A 15,101-nucleotide genomic window follows, 5' to 3' on the forward strand; every position below is an offset into this window, starting at 1 on the left:
CTCTGTGCCGACCCTTCCGCCGACGGCCGTCGAGCGGGTGACCCACCTGCTCTGCGACGCCGACGGGAACCTCTTCCCGTCCGAGGAGCCGGCCTTCGACGCGTCCGTCGAGGTGACCAACGCCTTCCTCGCCTCGCTCGGGATCGACCGGCGCTTCACCGCGACCGAGTTGAGGGCGGCCGCCACGGGGATGAACTTCCGGACGACGGCGCGCACCCTGGCCGAGCAGGCGGGGATGCCGGACGTCGACGTCGAGCCGTGGGTCGCCGAGGAGCGCCGGGTGGTCACCGAGCACCTGGGCCACGTGCTGCGCCCGCACCCGCCGACGCAGGACGCCCTGCGCCGCCTGGCCGGCTCCCTGGAGCTCGCCGTCGTCAGCTCCAGCGCGCTCGCCCGGCTGGCCGCCTGCTTCACCGCGACCGGGTTGGTCGAGCTGCTGCCGCCGGCGCGCCGGTTCAGCGCCGAGGACTCGCTGCCCACCCCGACGAGCAAGCCCGACCCGGCCGTCTACCTGCACGCCTGCGCGCAGTTGGGGATCGATCCGGCGCAGGGCCTGGCCGTGGAGGACGCCGTCGCCGGGGTGACCTCGGCGGTCGCGGCCGGCTGCCCCGTCGTCGGCAACGTGCTCTTCGTGCTCCCCGAGGAGCGGGAGCAGCGGGCCGAGGCGCTGCTGGCGGCCGGCGCGCTGACCGTCGTCGGCGACTGGCAGCAGCTCGCCGACCTGCTGCTCCCCCTGCTCGAGCGCCGGGCCGCGGAGGTGGCCCGGTGAACATCGTCTACGTCGCCTTCCGCGGCCACTTCTCCGACAGCCCGCGCGCGCTCTACGAGGAGCTCCTGACCCGCGGCGTCGACGCCACCCACACCTGGCTGTCGGCGCCGCACACGCAGGCCACCTTCCCCGACGACGTCGCGACGGTGACCTTCGGCAGCCCGGAGTCGATCGCCGCGCTGGAGGCCGCCGACCTCGTCGTCTCCAACGACCACATCCCGCTGGACTGGGAGAAGCGCCCCGGCACCACCTACCTGCAGACCTGGCACGGCACGATGCTCAAGCGCATCCACAACGACGTGCTGTGGGCGCCCGAGGGCCGGCTGGCCTACCTGGACCAGGACATCGCCCGCTGGGACCTGCTGCTCTCCCCCAACGCCGTGACCACCGACCGGCTGCGCCGGGCCTTCGGCTTCACCGGGCCCGTCCACGAGACGGGGCTGCCGCGCAACGACCTGCTCACCAGCCCCCGGCGGGACGAGATCCGGGCGCAGGTGCGCGCCGACCTCGGCATCGACGCCGACCAGAAGGTCGTCCTCTACACGCCCACCTGGCGCGACGACCTGGTCTTCGAGGGCGGCGACGGCCGGGACTTCGAGTTCCCGATCGACCTCGACGCGTTCACCGACCGCCTCGGCGAGGACCACGTGCTCCTGCTCCGGCTGCACAACATGGTCATGAGCCGGCTGGAGGTCGTCGAGGGCTCCGTGGTCCGGGACGTGTGCAGCCACCCTGACATCCGGGACCTGTACCTGGCCGCCGACCTCATGGTCACCGACTACTCCTCGACCATGTTCGACTTCGCCATCACCGGCCGGCCGATGGTCTTCTTCACCTACGACCTCGACCGCTACCGCGACCAGCTGCGCGGCTTCTACTTCGACCTCGCCGAGGTGGCGCCGGGACCGCTGGTCGGCACCAGCGAGGAGCTCGTCGCGGCGATCGCCGACATCGACCGGATCAGCGAGCAGTACGCCGGGCGGTACGCCCAATTCCAGGAGACCTTCACCCACCTCGAGGACGGCGCCGCGACCCGGCGGGTCCTCGATCTCGTCCTCCCGACCGCAACCGCGTCCGGGCAGTCCAGCAGCACCGAGGGAGATGATGTCCGTGCGCACCGGTGACCGCGTACTCAACCCCGTCCGGCGGGGAATGGCACCCCTCTCGACGCGCTCAACCGGCCGGCGGTCCGCCACGCCGTCGGTCCAGGTGGTGATCCTCGCCGCCGGCATGGGCACCCGCCTCGGCCGGCAGGACCCCAAGCCGCTGACCCAGCTCCGCGACGGCCGCAGCATCCTGCAGCGCCAGCTCGACGGCCTGCGCGGCGTCCTCGGCGAGGACGTCAGCATCACGGCCGTGGTCGGCTACCGGAGCAAGCGGATCATGAAGGCCGCGCCCGATCTGCTGTTCGCCTACAACCCCGACTTCGCCGTCACGAACACCTCGAAGAGCCTGCTGCGCGGGCTGCGCTCGACCCGCGAGGGCGGCGTCCTGTGGCTCAACGGTGACGTGGTGTTCGATCCGGCGGTGCTCGAGCACGCGCTGCCGACGATCGCCGCCGACCAGAGCTTCGTGTGCGTCGACACCAGCGCCGTCGCCGAGGAGGAGGTCAAGTACACCCTCGACGGCGACGGGTTCGTGGCGGAGCTGTCCAAGACCGTCTCCGGCGGGCTGGGCGAGGCCGTGGGCATCAACTACGTCTCGTCGGCCGACAAGGCGGTGCTGATCGAGCACCTGCGCGCCTGCGGTGACCAGGACTACTTCGAGCGCGGCATCGAGACCGCGATCGCCAGCGAGGGGCTGCGGGTGCGCCCCGTGGACATCTCGGCCTTCCACGCCGTCGAGGTCGACTTCGAGACCGACCTGGCCCGCGCGAACTCGCTGTTCCCGCTGAACACCGTCGCGGACCTCTCCGCCGAGGTCGGCTGAGCCGGGGCCGGCCGGGACCGTCGTCCCGGCCGGCCGCCGACGGGGGTCAGCCGACGATCAGCTGCCGACGACCAGCTCGAGATCGGAGGCGATGTCCCGGAAGTCGTTGGCGGTGTCGAACGCGACGCGCGCCTCGTCGTCGGTCCCGTACAGCAGGAGCAGCGTCGAGTGCATCCGGCCGTCGTCCTCGGCCTGGGGCACGCCCGCCGCGAGCTGCGCCGTCACCACGTCCTCCTGGCTGCCGGTGAGCCCGATGAACCGGTTCGGCAGGTCGCCGTCGAACCGGCCCAGGTACTCCCCGAGCACCTCCGGGGTGTCGACGGCCGGGTCGGTGCTCACGAAGACGACCTGCACCTGCTCGGCGATCTCCGGATCCACGGTGCGCAGCGCCACCGCGACGTCGGCCATGGTGGTCGGGCAGACGTCCGGGCAGTTCGTGTAGCCGAAGAAGAGCAGCGTGGGCTTGCCCGCCGTCTGCGTCCGGAAGTCGAACGGCGCCCCGGTGGTGTCGGTGAGCGAGAAGGTCGGCCGGCGGTAGGGCTCGGCCAGGTCGAAGCCCGCGTAGGTGTCCTCCGGGCCCTGCACCACGGCCGGCGCCTGCGCCGCGTGGTCGTGCCCTCCCCCGGAAGAATGCGCGTCGTCCCCCTCGGTCGTCGACGACCCGCCGCAGGCGGACAGCACCAGCCCGGCCGACAGGAGGAGGGCGGGCAGCGCCGCCCGCCGCCGGGCGATGACCGGGCGGCGGGCGGCACGGCTCGGGAGCATTCGGATCACGAAGACACGGTACGTCGGCCGGCGCGCACCCCGAGGACGACGGCGGCGATCGCCCCCAGCAGCGCGACGATCGCGACGGCCAGCGCGATGCCCGCCGTCGAGTCGTCGTCGGCGTCGGCCTCGGCGGCATCGCTGCCCGCGCCCGCGTTCGAGACGGCGGCACCGTCGTCGCCGCTGTCCGCGGCGCCCAGGGTGAGCACCGGCGACGGCCGCTCGGGCTCCTCGCCGTTCACCGTCGGCTCGATCCAGGCCGACTCGCTGCCGTCGCTGTAGGTCTGCACGCTCGGGAAGGACAGCTCGGTGCTGTCGGGGAACGGGCCGCCCGACAGCGCGAACTCCTGGAACTCACCCGGGGCGATGCCCTCCCCCGTGGCGCGGAACTCCACGACGGAGACGTAGGACGTGATCTCGCGCCCGTGCGACTCGATGGGCTCGGCCAGGTCGGCGGTGGTCAGCGTCGCCTCCCAGCCCGGCGTCGGCTGGTAGCGCAGGGAGGGCATCGCCGCCTCCTCCGGGATCTGGATGCGCAGACCCACCGTGCTCGCGACGTCGCTCTCGTTGGGCACCCGGAAGACCAGCTTCCCGTAGCCGCCGGGAGACGCGTCGGCGGACGAGACGGTGACGTGCGCGGCTGCCGTCGATGCGACGGACACCGACGCGACGAGCGCGAGCAGCGCCGCCGCGAGGACGGCGGTCACCCGGGATCGGGACATGGACATGGATCTCCTGTTCATCGGTGGGAGCGGCACTGTCACCGCACCCGGAGGTCGGTGCTCGCCGTGGCGGCGGAGAACTCGTCGAGGCGGACGGACACGGTCACGGTCCAGGTCCCGGGGCTGGGCACCGGCATGGCCGGGGCGACGTAGTGCCCCGGCCCGGCCGGCTGGAGGGTGACGGCGATGGGGCCGAGGTCCTGGCTCGGCTCGACCAGCGAGACGTCGATGTCGGCGGGTTGGGTGAGCCGGCCCTGGGGGTCGAAGAGGTAGAGGCGCAGCTCGTTCGGGCCGACCGTGCCCGGGTCGACCGACAGCTGCACGCTGCCCGCCTCCCCGGACGTGCCCTGCAACGCGAGCACGACGTCCACCGGCTGGGCGACCGAGGAGCGGGCCGGCGGCGTGCCGACGAGGACGCCGGAGAGCACGAGGATGAGGGCCGCGGCCACCGCCTCGACCAGCATGGAGCGGCGCAGCGACGGCAGGTGGTCCACCGCGTGCTCCGCTTGGGCCCGCTCCCGCGCGCTCGCGGTCTCGTCGCCGTCCCCACCCCCGACCGTCTCGCCGGCCGGCGCGGCGAACGCCTGCGCGGTCACCCGCCGCACGCCGCCCGGCCGGGGCCGACGCACGCCCAGCCGCTGCTGCACCCAGACCCGGGAGACCCCGGCAGCGCCCAGCACCACGAGGACGACGACGATCTTGACCAGCAGCAGGCGGCCGTAGGTGCTGCCGAACAGCGCCGTGGGCGAGGCCACCTCGCGGACCGCCTGGACGACGCCGCTCACCACGAGCGCCACCACGGCGGCGAAGGCGACGCGGGAGAAGCGGGACATCGCCGCGGCCAGCGTGTGCGCGTCCGGGCCCGGGCGCAGCAGCCCGAGCAGCAGGCCGGTCAGGCCCCCGAGCCACACGGCCATCGCGGCCACGTGGACGGCGGCCACCGCGACGGCGAGCACCGGCCAGGAGCCGGCGACCGGGTGGCCGATCGCGGCGGTGGCCACCACGAGGCCGATCGCGAACGTCGCGGCGGCCGCGAGCCGCGGCCCATGCGGCGCCTCGCCGCGGCGCCAGGCCGGTGCCAGCGCAGCCGCCAGGGCCAGGGCGAGGACGGCGCGGACGAGGAGCGACCAGCCGCCGCCGGAGGTGACCGTCGCCGAGATCAGGTCCGGGTCGACCACGTCCGCCAGGCCGGTGCCGGCCGAGTACGGCCCCTGCAGCAGGAAGGTCAGCAGCGCGGCGACCGCGGCGGTCAGCGCGCCTCCGGTCGCGAGACGGCGCAGCGGGCCCGACCGCCAGCCGGCGGGCCAGCACAGCAGCGCCAGCACGGGTATGCCGACGGCGAGCGCGATCCCGCCGTACCCGATCGCCCGCACCACCGGCAGCAGCGCGGCCACGACCGGATCGGCGTCCGCCGTCTCCGCGCTCGCGCCCGCCGGCACCAGCTCCCCCTCCCCCACCACGAAGGAGTAGGCGCCGGAGATCGGATGGGAGTCGCTGGAGATGACCCGGTAGGCGACCAGGTAGCCGCCGTCCTCCATCCCGTCGGGTAGCGGGATGGTGACCACCCGGCCGTCGACCGACGCCTCACCGCCGTCCACCTCCTGGCCGTCGGCGGTGCTGACCCGCGCGTAACCGGCCCCGAGGGAGACGCCCTCGCTGAACTCCAGCGTCACCGCGTCGGGTGCGTCGTCCAGCCGCGCGCCCTCGGCGGGGTCGGTGGAGACGAGCGTGGCGTGCGCGGCCGCGGGGGCGGCCGCGACCACGCCCGCCCCGAGCCAGCCCACGAGCGCGACCAGGAAGACCAGGACCGTGCGCAGCGGCAGCAGCCTGGTCACGCGACGACCCGCCGGCCCACGGCGTGCGCCGACCGCTGCCGGCGGCTCCGCCAGGCCGTCGTCGCCACCAGGACCACCCCGCCGAGCAGCAGGAGGTGGGCGGCCGCCCGTTCCAGGTGCACGTGCCCCGCCGCGAGGTCGGCGGCGGTCACCCAGACCAGGACGACGCTCAGCGTGCCCAGGAAGGGCAGGGCGCCCGCCGCGAGCCGCGGCAACGCCGCCACGGCGAGGAACGAGGCGCCCACGGCGATGTTCCAGGCGCCCGTCTCGTGCGCCATGTGCATCGGCGCGCTCATCGCGCCGGCGCCGGTGACGAGCAGCGGCCAGGCCAACCCCGTCTGGGCCACCCCGATGGCCAGCAACGCGAAGCGCAGGCCCGTCTCCACCAGCCGGGCCCGGGCGGCCGCAGCCGCTCCCGGCAGCTCCCGCGGCAGCGCCCCCAGGACGACCGCGGTCAGGTCGGGCACGACAGGGGCGGTGGCGAGCCGTGCCCGCCGGGTCACCGCGGCGGCGTCGGCCGCCCAGGAGGCGCAGGCGGAACAGCCGGAGAGGTGCTCGTCGAGCGCGCGGCCGGGCAGCCCGAGGGGCTCGTCGTCGAGGCGGGCGGAGACCGCTTCGCGGAACGGCTGGCAGGACATGTCCTACTGGTCGTCGGCGGCCTCTCGGAAGTTCCCGCGATCCCGGTCACAATCTCGGGGTCGGGAGGGCGACCGACCGCCGCCTCCGCCCGCCGGACCGGGAGGATGGAGGAATGGACGACCTCGCCCGCATCACCGCCGACGCAGCCGCGGGCGACCCGCTGGCCGCAGCGGCGCTCGTGCGGGCGACGCAGTCCGACGTCTGGCGGCTGTGCGCCGCCCTCGGCGACCCCGGTTCGGCCGACGACCTGGCCCAGGAGACCTACCTGCGCGCCTTCCAGTCGCTGCACCGCTTCGAGGGCCGGTCCTCGGTGCGCACCTGGCTGCTGTCCATCGCCCGCCGGGTCTGCGCCGACGCCGTGCGGCGCCGGCGTCGCCGCCGGCTCGTGCTGGTCGGTGACGACGACGCGCTGGCCGCGGTGCCCGGCGCCGGAGGTGCCGACCCCACCGGTGAGGGCGCCGCGGTGGCCGATCTCCTGGGCCGGCTCGACCCGGAGCGGCGTGAGGCCTTCGCGCTCACCCAGCTGCTGGGGCTGTCCTACGCGGAGGCAGCCGAGGTCGCGGGCTGCGCCGTCGGCACGATCCGCTCGCGCGTGGCGCGCGGCCGGGCAGAACTCGTCGCGGCCCTCCGCGGGACGGCGGACGGGCACGACGGCGACGTCGCTCACAGCTGACGTCCGGTCGGCGATCGCAGCCTATGCTCCCCGACGGTCGTGTCACCGTCACGTGCGGCGGCCCCCGCGGATCGATCGAGACGGAGCCACCGCGTGCCCTTCAGCTTCAGCCCCAAGGACTCGAGCTTCTACCCGCTGTTCGCCGCCTCGGCGGACAACCTGGTGACCGCCACCGAGGTCCTCGGCGAGTTCATCCACGACCACGCGCGCCGCGCCGAGCTGGCCGTGAAGCTGCGCGACCTCGAGCACGTCGGCGACCAGGCGACGCACGCGATCTTCCGCGCGCTCAACACGAGCTTCGTGACGCCGTTCGACCGGGACGACATCTACAACCTGGCCAGCTACCTCGACGACGTCATGGACGCCATCGAGGCGGCCGCCGACCTGGTGATCCTCACCGGGCTGGGCACGCTGCCCGCGGAGATGGCCCAGCAGGCCTCCTTGCTGCAGCGCTGCGCGCAGACGACCGCCGAGGCGATGCCGCGGCTGAAGACGCTCAAGGACCTCTCCGACTATTGGATCGAGGTCAACCGGCTGGAGAACGAGGCCGACAAGCTCTACCGCCGGCTGCTCTCCCGGCTCTACAGCGGTGAGTTCGACGCGCTGGAGATCCTCAAGCTGAAGGAGGTCGCCGACCAGCTCGAGGAGGCGGCCGACCACTTCGAGCACGTGGCCAACGTGGTCGAGACGATCGCCGTCAAGGAGTCCTAGAGCCCGTGGACGCGGCGTTCATCGGCCTCGTCGTCATCATCGTGGTGGCGCTGGTCTTCGACTACACCAACGGCTTCCACGACGCGGCCAACGCCATCGCCGTCGCCGTCTCCACCAAGGCGCTCACCCCGCGGGTGGCCCTGGCGCTCGCGGCGGTCATGAACCTGATCGGCGCGCTGCTGTCCACCGAGGTCGCCAAGACCGTCGGCGCCGGCATCATCGACCCGCCCGAGGGCAGCGGCGGGCTCGAGATCGTCTTCGCCGCCCTGATCGGCGCCATCACCTGGAACATGATCACCTGGTGGTACGGGCTGCCGTCGTCCTCCTCGCACGCGCTCATCGGCGGGCTCGTGGGCGCAGCGCTCGCGGCGGCCCACTCCGTGCAGTGGATGGGCGTGTTCGAGAAGGTCCTCATCCCGATGGTGGTCTCGCCGCTGGTCGGGTTCGGCCTGGGCTACCTGTTCATGCTGGCGCTGCTGTGGACGTTCCGGAAGGCGACGGTCAGCAAGGCCAACCGCAACTTCCGCTACGCGCAGATCGTGAGCTCCGCGACGATGGCCCTGGGCCACGGCATGCAGGACGCGCAGAAGACGATGGGCATCATCACCCTGGCGCTGTTCACCGCCGGCGAGATCGACGACTTCGAGGTCCCGTTCTGGGTGGTGCTGGCCGCCGCCGCGGCGATCAGCGCGGGGACGTACGCGGGTGGCTTCCGGATCATGCGGACCATGGGCCGGCGGATCATCCAGCTCACCCCGGCCGGCGGGTTCGCCGCCCAGACGGTGGCCTCCAGCGTCATGGTGACCACCGCGACGGTCTTCGCCGTCCCGGTGTCGACGACGCACATCACGACCACCTCGATCATGGGCGTGGGCTCGACCCGGCGGCTGTCGGCGGTGCGCTGGGGCGTGGCCGGGAACATCGTCGTGGCCTGGGTGGTCACCCTGCCGGCGGCCGCCGCGGTGGCCGCCGTGGCGTTCTTCCTCACCGACCTCGCCGTCGGCTGAGACCGGCCGTCCCACTGGGTGGGCGGCCACATTGACCACTAAGTCCACCGATCTGGTAGATATATCGCCGTGACGCGGACGCCGACGACGCTGCTCCTGGTGAGCCGCCTGCACGTCGATCTCCTGCGCGTCTGCGCCGCCGCCTGTCCGGGCCGCTGACCCCGCGCCGTTCGCGGCGCCGCTCGTCTCGCCCCTTCCTCTCCCGCGGGCCCTCGCGCGCCCGCGCCCCTGAGACCGGAGTCAGTCCCCCGTGAAGACCTTCGTCCTGCTCGCCCTCGTCGGCCTGGGCGCCCAACTCGTCGACGGCAGCCTCGGCATGGCCTACGGCGTCACCTCGACGACGCTGCTGCTGGCCATCGGCACCAACCCGGCCCTCGCCTCGGCCACCATCCACCTCGCGGAGATCGGGACGACGCTCGCGTCGGGCCTCTCCCACTGGAAGTTCGGCAACGTCGACTGGAAGGTCGTCGCCAAGATCGGCCTGCCGGGCGCGATCGGCGCGTTCGCCGGCGCGACGTTCCTGTCGAACCTGCCGACCGAGGTCGCGGCGCCCGTCATGTCGCTGATCCTCGTGTCGCTGGGCGTCTACCTGCTCGTGCGGTTCTCGCTGCGCGGCCTCGACCGGCGCAACCTCGGCAAGCCGGTCCGCAAACGGTTCCTCGGCCCGCTCGGCCTGGTCGCAGGCTTCGTCGACGCCACCGGCGGCGGTGGCTGGGGGCCGGTGGGCACGCCCGCGCTGCTCGCCAGCGGCCGGATGGAGCCCCGCAAGGTCATCGGCTCCATCGACACCTCCGAGTTCCTCGTGGCGCTGGCCGCCTCGCTCGGCTTCCTGGTCGCGCTCGGGTCCCAGGGCATCAACTTCGCCTGGGTCGCCGTGCTGCTCGGCGGCGGTCTGGTGGCCGCCCCGATCGCGGCCTGGCTGGTGCGGCACATCCCGCCGCGGATGCTCGGGTCGATGGTGGGCGGCATCATCGTGCTCACCAACACCCGGACGCTGCTCAAGAGCGACTGGATCGGCGCGGAGGACGGCACGCGCTACGGCGTCTACGCGGTGATCTGCGTGGTCTGGGCGGCCGCCGTCGTCTGGTCCTTCCGCGAGTACCGCAAGGACCGCGCGCTGGAGTCGGCCGACGTCCTCACTCCCCAGCCCTCGCCCGTCGGGATCAGGTGACCTGACCATCGGGCGTCCTCCCTCACCGCAGACCACGAGGGAGGACGCCGCACGATCAGGTCACCTGATCATCGACGACGCGAACAGGGGTCAGACGGCGCGGCGGTGCAGCTGCGGGACCTGCGGCAGCGGCGTCGAGCGCGCCGCCGCGAGCACCATCTGCGGCGAGCTGGGCAACCCCCGCCGGGTGCACAGCCGCAATGCGCGGGCCCCGGTCAGCACGTCGGTCTCCGGGGGGACGACGAGCAGGTCGGCGCGCTGGTTGCCGCCCTGCCAGGTCAGGCAGACCACCATCGGATCCATGCTGCGGAAGCCACCGGTGCGGACCACGCGGCCGGAGACGACCAGCTTGCGCGCGGCCGGCTGCCAGGCGTCCAGCGAGTAGGTGAACCGCTCGATCCGCACGCCGCGCCGGTCGAGCTCGGCGACCAGCTCCGGCAGCTCCACCTGCAGGTCGCGGCTGCGCGGGAACCAAGCGCCGTCGAAGGCCGAGCTCCCGTCACCCGCGCCGTCCCGCAGGCTGACCCGCACGTCGATGCCGCCCCGGAAGCCGTTCTCCACCGGAGCCGTACGGGTGATCGTGGTCATGCGCTCGGCCGCCTCTCCTGCTCTCGCCCTGCGGAGCCCGGACCTACGGCTCCGAGACGAACGTAGGTGGCGCACCGCGCGCCCCCCGGCGCGCGCGTGACGGGCGTGGCGAGCCGCCACGGCCCGCCATCACCCGTCGTGATCCCCCGAGCACTCCCCTGCCCCGGAATCCTGCTTCTCCGCGGAAAAGCAGCCTGCTTCTCCGCGGAAAGGCAGGCGGGGGGTCAGGGCTTGGGCTTGCGGTTCTTGGCCTTGCCGCGCTCGGTCTGGTCGAGCACCACCTTGCGGATCCGCACGGTCGCCGGCGTCACCTCGACGCACTCGTCCTCGGCGCAGAACTCCAGCGCCTGCTCCAGGTTGAGGATCCGCGGCGGGATCAGCCGCTCGAGCTCCTCGGAGGTGGACTTGCGCATGTTGGTGAGCTTCTTCTCCTTGGTGATGTTCACGTCCATGTCGTCCGGACGGGAGTTCTCACCGACGATCATGCCCTCGTAGACCTCGGTGCCCGGCTCGACCATGAGCGAGCCGCGCTCCTGCAGCGAGAACATCGAGTACGTCGTCGCGACGCCCTGGCGGTCGGCCACCAGCGAGCCGGTGGGCCGGGCGCGCATGTCGCCCATCCACGGCTCGTAGCCCTCGAGGTTGTGGTTGAGGACGCCGGTGCCGCGGGTCTCGGTGAGGAACTCTGTGCGGAACCCGATCAGGCCGCGGGACGGGACGATGTACTCCATCCGCGCCCAGCCGGTGTCGTGGTGCACCAGGTTCTCGAGCCGGGCCCGGCGGACGGCGAGGGCCTGGGTCAGGGTGCCGACGTACTCGCCCGGGGTGTCGATCGTGACGCGCTCGACCGGCTCGTGCAGCTTGCCGTCGATCTCCTTGGTGACGACGGTCGGGCGGCCCACGGTGAGCTCGAACTCCTCGCGGCGCAGCTGCTCGACGAGGATGGCCAGCGCGAGCTCGCCGCGGCCCTGCATCTCCCAGGTGTCGGGACGGTCGGTGGGCAGCATCCGCACGCTGACGTTGCCGACCAGCTCCTGGTCGAGGCGGTTCTTGATCAGCCGGGCGGTCAGCTTCTTGCCCGACCTGCCGGCCAGCGGCGAGGTGTTGATCCCGATGGTGATGGAGATCGACGGCTCGTCGACGACCAGCGGCGGCAGCGGGCGCGGGTCGTTCGGGTCGGCGAGGGTGTCGCCGATCATGATGTCCTCGATGCCGGCGATGGCCACCAGCTCACCGGGGCCGGCGCTGGCGGCGGGCGTGCGGGTGAGGCCCTCGGTGACCAGCAGCTCGGTGATCTTGACGTTCTTGATGCTGCCGTCGACCTTGCACCACGCGACCTGCTGGCCGCTCTTCATCTCACCGGAGTGGATGCGCAGCAGCGCGAGCCGGCCGAGGTAGGGCGACGCGTCGAGGTTGGTGACCTGCGCGCGCAGCGGCTCCTCGGCGTCGTAGACCGGGGCGGGGATGGTGTCGAGCAGCGTGGTGACCAGCGGACCGAGGTCGTCGTTGTCGGGCTCGGAGCCGTTCTCGGGGCGGGTCAGCGACGCCTTCCCGGCGCGGCCGCTGCAGTAGACGATCGGGAACTCGAGGGCATCGGCGTCCAGGCCGGCGTCCTCCATGAGCTCCATGAACAGCTCGTAGCACTCGTCGACGACCTCGGCGATGCGCGCATCGGAGCGGTCGGTCTTGTTCACCGCGAGGATGACCGGCATCCCCTTGCCCAGCGCCTTGCGCAGCACGAAACGGGTCTGCGGCAGCGGGCCCTCGGAGGAGTCCACGAGCAGGACGACGCCGTCGACCATCGACAGGCCGCGCTCGACCTCACCGCCGAAGTCGGCGTGCCCGGGGGTGTCGACGATGTTGACGACGACGGGGTTGCCGTTGCCGTCGGCCAGCCGGATCGCGGTGTTCTTGGCCAGGATGGTGATGCCGCGCTCGCGCTCGAGGTCCATCGAGTCCATGACGCGGTCCTGCGTGGTGTCGGCGTCGGTGCCCTCGCCCTTGGCGCGCCCGAGCGCACCGGCCTGGCGGAGGAGGGCGTCGACCAGGGTCGTCTTGCCGTGGTCGACGTGAGCGATGATCGCCACGTTGCGCAGGTCGTCGCGAGTGGGCATGCGGAGAGGCACCTCAGAGGGTTTCGGGGAGCCGAGCGACGTCCAGCGCGCGGCATCTCGTCCAACGGCCGCCGGCGCGGCGACCGTCCGACTCTACGCGCTCAGCGGGCGACGGCGTCGTCGGTCGGCCCGTCTGCCACCCCGAACGTCACCCCTGCCGCGGTCAGCGTGACCAGGCTCACGGCGAGCCAGGCCGACATCCCGACCCCGATGGCCAGGACGTGGGCGAGCACGAAGGCCGCGACGTAGAGGCCCGCGAGGGCGACGGCGGTGGCCGCACCGCGACGGCGCAGCCACAGCACCCCCGCCGCGACGCCGGCGCCGGCGAACACCGCGCCGCCCAGCGCCCGGATCCCGGTGCCCTGGGCGATGCCGAACCCTGCGGCCAGCCCCACGGCGACCAGGAGGGCGGAGGGGAACCGGGTGCGGGTCAGCGAGGCTGTCGACATGTCGACCAGTCTCCCCGACGCGGCGCGGCGTTGATCAGGTTCCCTGATCGTGACGCCTCCCCCCTCGCGGTGGGCGGTGAGGGAGGAGGCGCTACGACGAGGGAGGACGACGCGAGAGGCCCCGGACGGCGGTGCGTCCGGGGCCTCTCGTGACGTGCTGTGCGGGTCAGGCCTGCTCGCGGAGCACGGCCTCGATCTCGAGCTCGATGCTGATCTTGTCGCCGACGACGACGCCACCACCCTCGATCGGCATGTCGATGTCGACGCCGAAGTCACGACGGTTGATGACCGACTTGGCGCTGAAGCCGGCGCGGGTGCCGCCGTAGGCGTCCGGGCCGAAGCCGTTGATCTCCAGCTCGAGGGTCACCGGCTTGGTGATGCCCTTGAGGGTGAGCTCGCCCTCGACGAACCAGTCCTCGCCGCGGGCGACGACGCCCGTGGAACGGAACGTCATCTCGGTGTGGTTGCCGACGTCGAAGAAGTCGGCGGAGCGGATGTGGGCGTCGCGCTGCTCCTGGCGGGTGTCGATCGAGTCCATGTCGATGGTGGCGGTGACCGACGACTGCGACGGGTCGGCGGCGGTGACGATGACGCCGGAGAAGTTGCGGAAGTAGCCGCGGACCTTGCTCACCATCATGTGGCGGACGGAGAAGCCGACGGTCGAGTGGGCGGCGTCGATGTCCCAGGTGCCGACGACGTAGCCGGGGATCTGGCGGAGCGTGCTGGTCGTGCTGGTCATGGGGTCCTCCGGGGTGGTAGTTGAGCGTTTGACCTTCTGCCGGACCGTAGCGTAGTTGAAAGCAGAACTATTCCGCCAGTAGGATGAAAAAATGTCCGCGCACGTCAGGCCCACGTCCCCGCCCGCCCCGGTCGCCGAACCGCGCTGGCTGGACGCCGAGGAGCAGAAGGCCTGGCGCGCGTGGCTCTACAGCGCCCAGCTGCTCATGGATCGGCTCGATCGTGAGCTCACCCACGCCACCGGCATCTCGCACGCGTACTACGAGATCCTGGTCGCGCTCTCCGAGGCGCCCGAGCGCCGGATGCGGATGAGCGAGCTCGCCGACAGGTGCCTCTCCTCCCGCAGCCGCCTGTCGCACGCGGTGTCCCGCCTGCAGGAGCGCGGCTGGGTCCGCCGGGAGGTGTGCGCCGAGGACGGTCGCGGCCAGCTCGCGGTGCTCACCGACGCCGGCTTCGCCGCCCTGGAGGCCGCCGCGCCGGTGCACGTCGAAGGCGTGCGCACCCACCTGTTCGACCAGCTCACCCCCGAGCAGGTGCAGAACATGCGCGACGTCGGCGAGACGCTCCTGCGCCACCTCGGCCCGAGGTGACCGTCAGGTCCTGACGGTCCCGGCGACCCGCCCGAGCTCCCGCGCGACGGCCGTCGACAGGTAGCCCCTGCGCAAGGTCGCATCCCTGATCCGGGCGGTCCGCTCGGCCAGGTGCTCCGCGGCCCGGCGGGCGACGTCGTCCGCGCGCGGGTCCCCCGCCGCGGCGAGCACCCGGTGGACGTCGACGAGCACGCGGCCCGGTTCGACGGCGCCCGGCTCGACGGCCAGGTCCAGCCCGGCCAGCACCTCCTCCACCACCTCGAGCGCCTCGCGGAGCCAGCCCTCGCCGAGCAGCGCGACCGCGAGCACCGACAGGCACTCCAGCCGATCGGGCGGGACGTCGAGCTCGGCGAGCCGGACCGCCGTCGCCCGCAGCAGCGGCACGGCCGCCGGGTCACCCG

The 15,101-nt window shown here is 72.9% G+C and carries 17 protein-coding genes; 8 read left to right on the top strand and 9 right to left on the bottom strand.

Annotated elements, in window-relative coordinates:
* Positions 1–4 precede the first annotated feature (4 nt).
* The 3 genes from A6V29_RS00660 to A6V29_RS00670 all read left to right on the top strand — a co-directional run bounded on the left by A6V29_RS00660 (position 5) and on the right by A6V29_RS00670 (position 2,698).
* Positions 5–769 (top strand): HAD family hydrolase, encoded by a 765-nt coding sequence (locus tag A6V29_RS00660; protein ID WP_137158485.1) that lies wholly within the window; start codon positions 5–7, stop codon positions 767–769.
* On the top strand, positions 766–1,893 hold the full coding sequence (locus A6V29_RS00665) for a CDP-glycerol glycerophosphotransferase family protein (protein WP_137158486.1): 1,128 nt from the start codon (positions 766–768) through the stop codon (positions 1,891–1,893). The genes A6V29_RS00660 and A6V29_RS00665 overlap by 4 nt, the downstream gene beginning before the upstream one ends.
* A gap of 88 nt (positions 1,894–1,981) precedes the next feature.
* Positions 1,982–2,698 (top strand): phosphocholine cytidylyltransferase family protein, encoded by a 717-nt coding sequence (locus A6V29_RS00670; RefSeq protein ID WP_249932897.1) that lies wholly within the window; start codon positions 1,982–1,984, stop codon positions 2,696–2,698.
* A 57-nt stretch (positions 2,699–2,755) separates the two neighbouring features.
* Here A6V29_RS00670 and A6V29_RS00675 read toward each other — a convergent pair whose 3' ends face one another.
* From A6V29_RS00675 to A6V29_RS00690, 4 genes are read right to left on the bottom strand one after another with little or no spacing between them, the layout of a single operon-like run.
* Entirely contained in the window at positions 2,756–3,463 is a 708-nt protein-coding gene (locus A6V29_RS00675) for an SCO family protein (protein WP_137158504.1), read from the bottom strand.
* Positions 3,464–3,468: 5 nt separating this feature from the next.
* A complete protein-coding gene (locus A6V29_RS00680; protein WP_137158487.1) occupies positions 3,469–4,191 on the bottom strand; it encodes a YcnI family protein in 723 nt (240 codons plus the stop codon).
* 32 nt (positions 4,192–4,223) lie between these two features.
* Complete coding sequence (locus A6V29_RS00685) at positions 4,224–6,020, bottom strand: copper resistance CopC family protein (RefSeq protein ID WP_249932898.1); 1,797 nt, start codon at positions 6,018–6,020, stop codon at positions 4,224–4,226.
* Positions 6,017–6,658 carry a zf-HC2 domain-containing protein gene (locus A6V29_RS00690; RefSeq protein WP_137158488.1) on the bottom strand — a complete coding sequence of 214 codons (642 nt, stop codon included), beginning with the start codon at positions 6,656–6,658 and terminating at the stop codon, positions 6,017–6,019. The genes A6V29_RS00685 and A6V29_RS00690 overlap by 4 nt, the downstream gene beginning before the upstream one ends.
* Positions 6,659–6,771: 113 nt before the next feature.
* On the opposite strand from A6V29_RS00690, the gene A6V29_RS00695 reads away from it, so the two are divergent.
* The 4 genes from A6V29_RS00695 (at position 6,772) to A6V29_RS00710 (ending at position 10,221) form a co-directional block, all read left to right on the top strand.
* Positions 6,772–7,332 (top strand): sigma-70 family RNA polymerase sigma factor, encoded by a 561-nt coding sequence (locus tag A6V29_RS00695; RefSeq protein WP_137158489.1) that lies wholly within the window; start codon positions 6,772–6,774, stop codon positions 7,330–7,332.
* A gap of 93 nt (positions 7,333–7,425) precedes the next feature.
* The gene (locus tag A6V29_RS00700) at positions 7,426–8,043 is read left to right on the top strand and encodes a DUF47 domain-containing protein (RefSeq protein ID WP_137158490.1); all 618 of its coding nucleotides are present in this window, start codon (positions 7,426–7,428) and stop codon (positions 8,041–8,043) included.
* 5 nt (positions 8,044–8,048) lie between these two features.
* Complete coding sequence (locus A6V29_RS00705) at positions 8,049–9,050, top strand: inorganic phosphate transporter (protein ID WP_137158491.1); 1,002 nt, start codon at positions 8,049–8,051, stop codon at positions 9,048–9,050.
* Between the two features lie 250 nt (positions 9,051–9,300).
* The gene (locus A6V29_RS00710; RefSeq protein ID WP_137158492.1) at positions 9,301–10,221 is read left to right on the top strand and encodes a sulfite exporter TauE/SafE family protein; all 921 of its coding nucleotides are present in this window, start codon (positions 9,301–9,303) and stop codon (positions 10,219–10,221) included.
* Between the two features lie 90 nt (positions 10,222–10,311).
* Here the strand turns inward: A6V29_RS00710 and A6V29_RS00715 are convergent, their stop codons facing one another.
* The 4 genes from A6V29_RS00715 to A6V29_RS00730 form a co-directional block, all read right to left on the bottom strand.
* Complete coding sequence (locus A6V29_RS00715; protein ID WP_137158493.1) at positions 10,312–10,809, bottom strand: DUF5994 family protein; 498 nt, start codon at positions 10,807–10,809, stop codon at positions 10,312–10,314.
* A 224-nt stretch (positions 10,810–11,033) separates the two neighbouring features.
* Positions 11,034–12,923 (bottom strand): translational GTPase TypA, encoded by a 1,890-nt coding sequence (gene typA / locus A6V29_RS00720; protein WP_137158494.1) that lies wholly within the window; start codon positions 12,921–12,923, stop codon positions 11,034–11,036.
* A 101-nt stretch (positions 12,924–13,024) separates the two neighbouring features.
* Positions 13,025–13,372, bottom strand: coding sequence for a hypothetical protein (locus A6V29_RS00725; protein WP_137158495.1), 348 nt, complete (start codon positions 13,370–13,372; stop codon positions 13,025–13,027).
* A 166-nt stretch (positions 13,373–13,538) separates the two neighbouring features.
* Positions 13,539–14,111 carry a YceI family protein gene (locus tag A6V29_RS00730; RefSeq protein WP_137158496.1) on the bottom strand — a complete coding sequence of 191 codons (573 nt, stop codon included), beginning with the start codon at positions 14,109–14,111 and terminating at the stop codon, positions 13,539–13,541.
* Positions 14,112–14,202: 91 nt separating this feature from the next.
* On the opposite strand from A6V29_RS00730, the gene A6V29_RS00735 reads away from it, so the two are divergent.
* Positions 14,203–14,700, top strand: coding sequence for a MarR family winged helix-turn-helix transcriptional regulator (locus A6V29_RS00735; protein WP_137158497.1), 498 nt, complete (start codon positions 14,203–14,205; stop codon positions 14,698–14,700).
* Positions 14,701–14,703: 3 nt separating this feature from the next.
* On the opposite strand, the gene A6V29_RS20535 is transcribed toward A6V29_RS00735, so the two are convergent.
* Positions 14,704–15,101: hypothetical protein (locus tag A6V29_RS20535; RefSeq protein ID WP_170977633.1), on the bottom strand; the 398-nt coding region annotated here is incomplete at its 5' end.

Source organism: Blastococcus sp. CCUG 61487, from assembly GCF_005222955.1.
Classification (GTDB): Bacteria; Actinomycetota; Actinomycetes; order Mycobacteriales; family Geodermatophilaceae; genus Blastococcus.

Bases quoted from the DNA above. Each gene is read 5' to 3' on its own strand.
- A6V29_RS00675 (WP_137158504.1), bottom strand. From the start codon at position 3,463: ATGCTCCCGAGCCGTGCCGCCCGCCGCCCGGTCATCGCCCGGCGGCGG.
- A6V29_RS00680 (WP_137158487.1), bottom strand. From the start codon at position 4,191: ATGTCCATGTCCCGATCCCGGGTGACCGCCGTCCTCGCGGCGGCGCTG.
- A6V29_RS00690 (WP_137158488.1), bottom strand. From the start codon at position 6,658: ATGTCCTGCCAGCCGTTCCGCGAAGCGGTCTCCGCCCGCCTCGACGAC.
- A6V29_RS00695 (WP_137158489.1), top strand. From the start codon at position 6,772: ATGGACGACCTCGCCCGCATCACCGCCGACGCAGCCGCGGGCGACCCG.
- A6V29_RS00715 (WP_137158493.1), bottom strand. From the start codon at position 10,809: ATGACCACGATCACCCGTACGGCTCCGGTGGAGAACGGCTTCCGGGGC.
- typA (WP_137158494.1), bottom strand. From the start codon at position 12,923: ATGCCCACTCGCGACGACCTGCGCAACGTGGCGATCATCGCTCACGTC.
- A6V29_RS00725 (WP_137158495.1), bottom strand. From the start codon at position 13,372: ATGTCGACAGCCTCGCTGACCCGCACCCGGTTCCCCTCCGCCCTCCTG.
- A6V29_RS00730 (WP_137158496.1), bottom strand. From the start codon at position 14,111: ATGACCAGCACGACCAGCACGCTCCGCCAGATCCCCGGCTACGTCGTC.
- A6V29_RS00735 (WP_137158497.1), top strand. From the start codon at position 14,203: ATGTCCGCGCACGTCAGGCCCACGTCCCCGCCCGCCCCGGTCGCCGAA.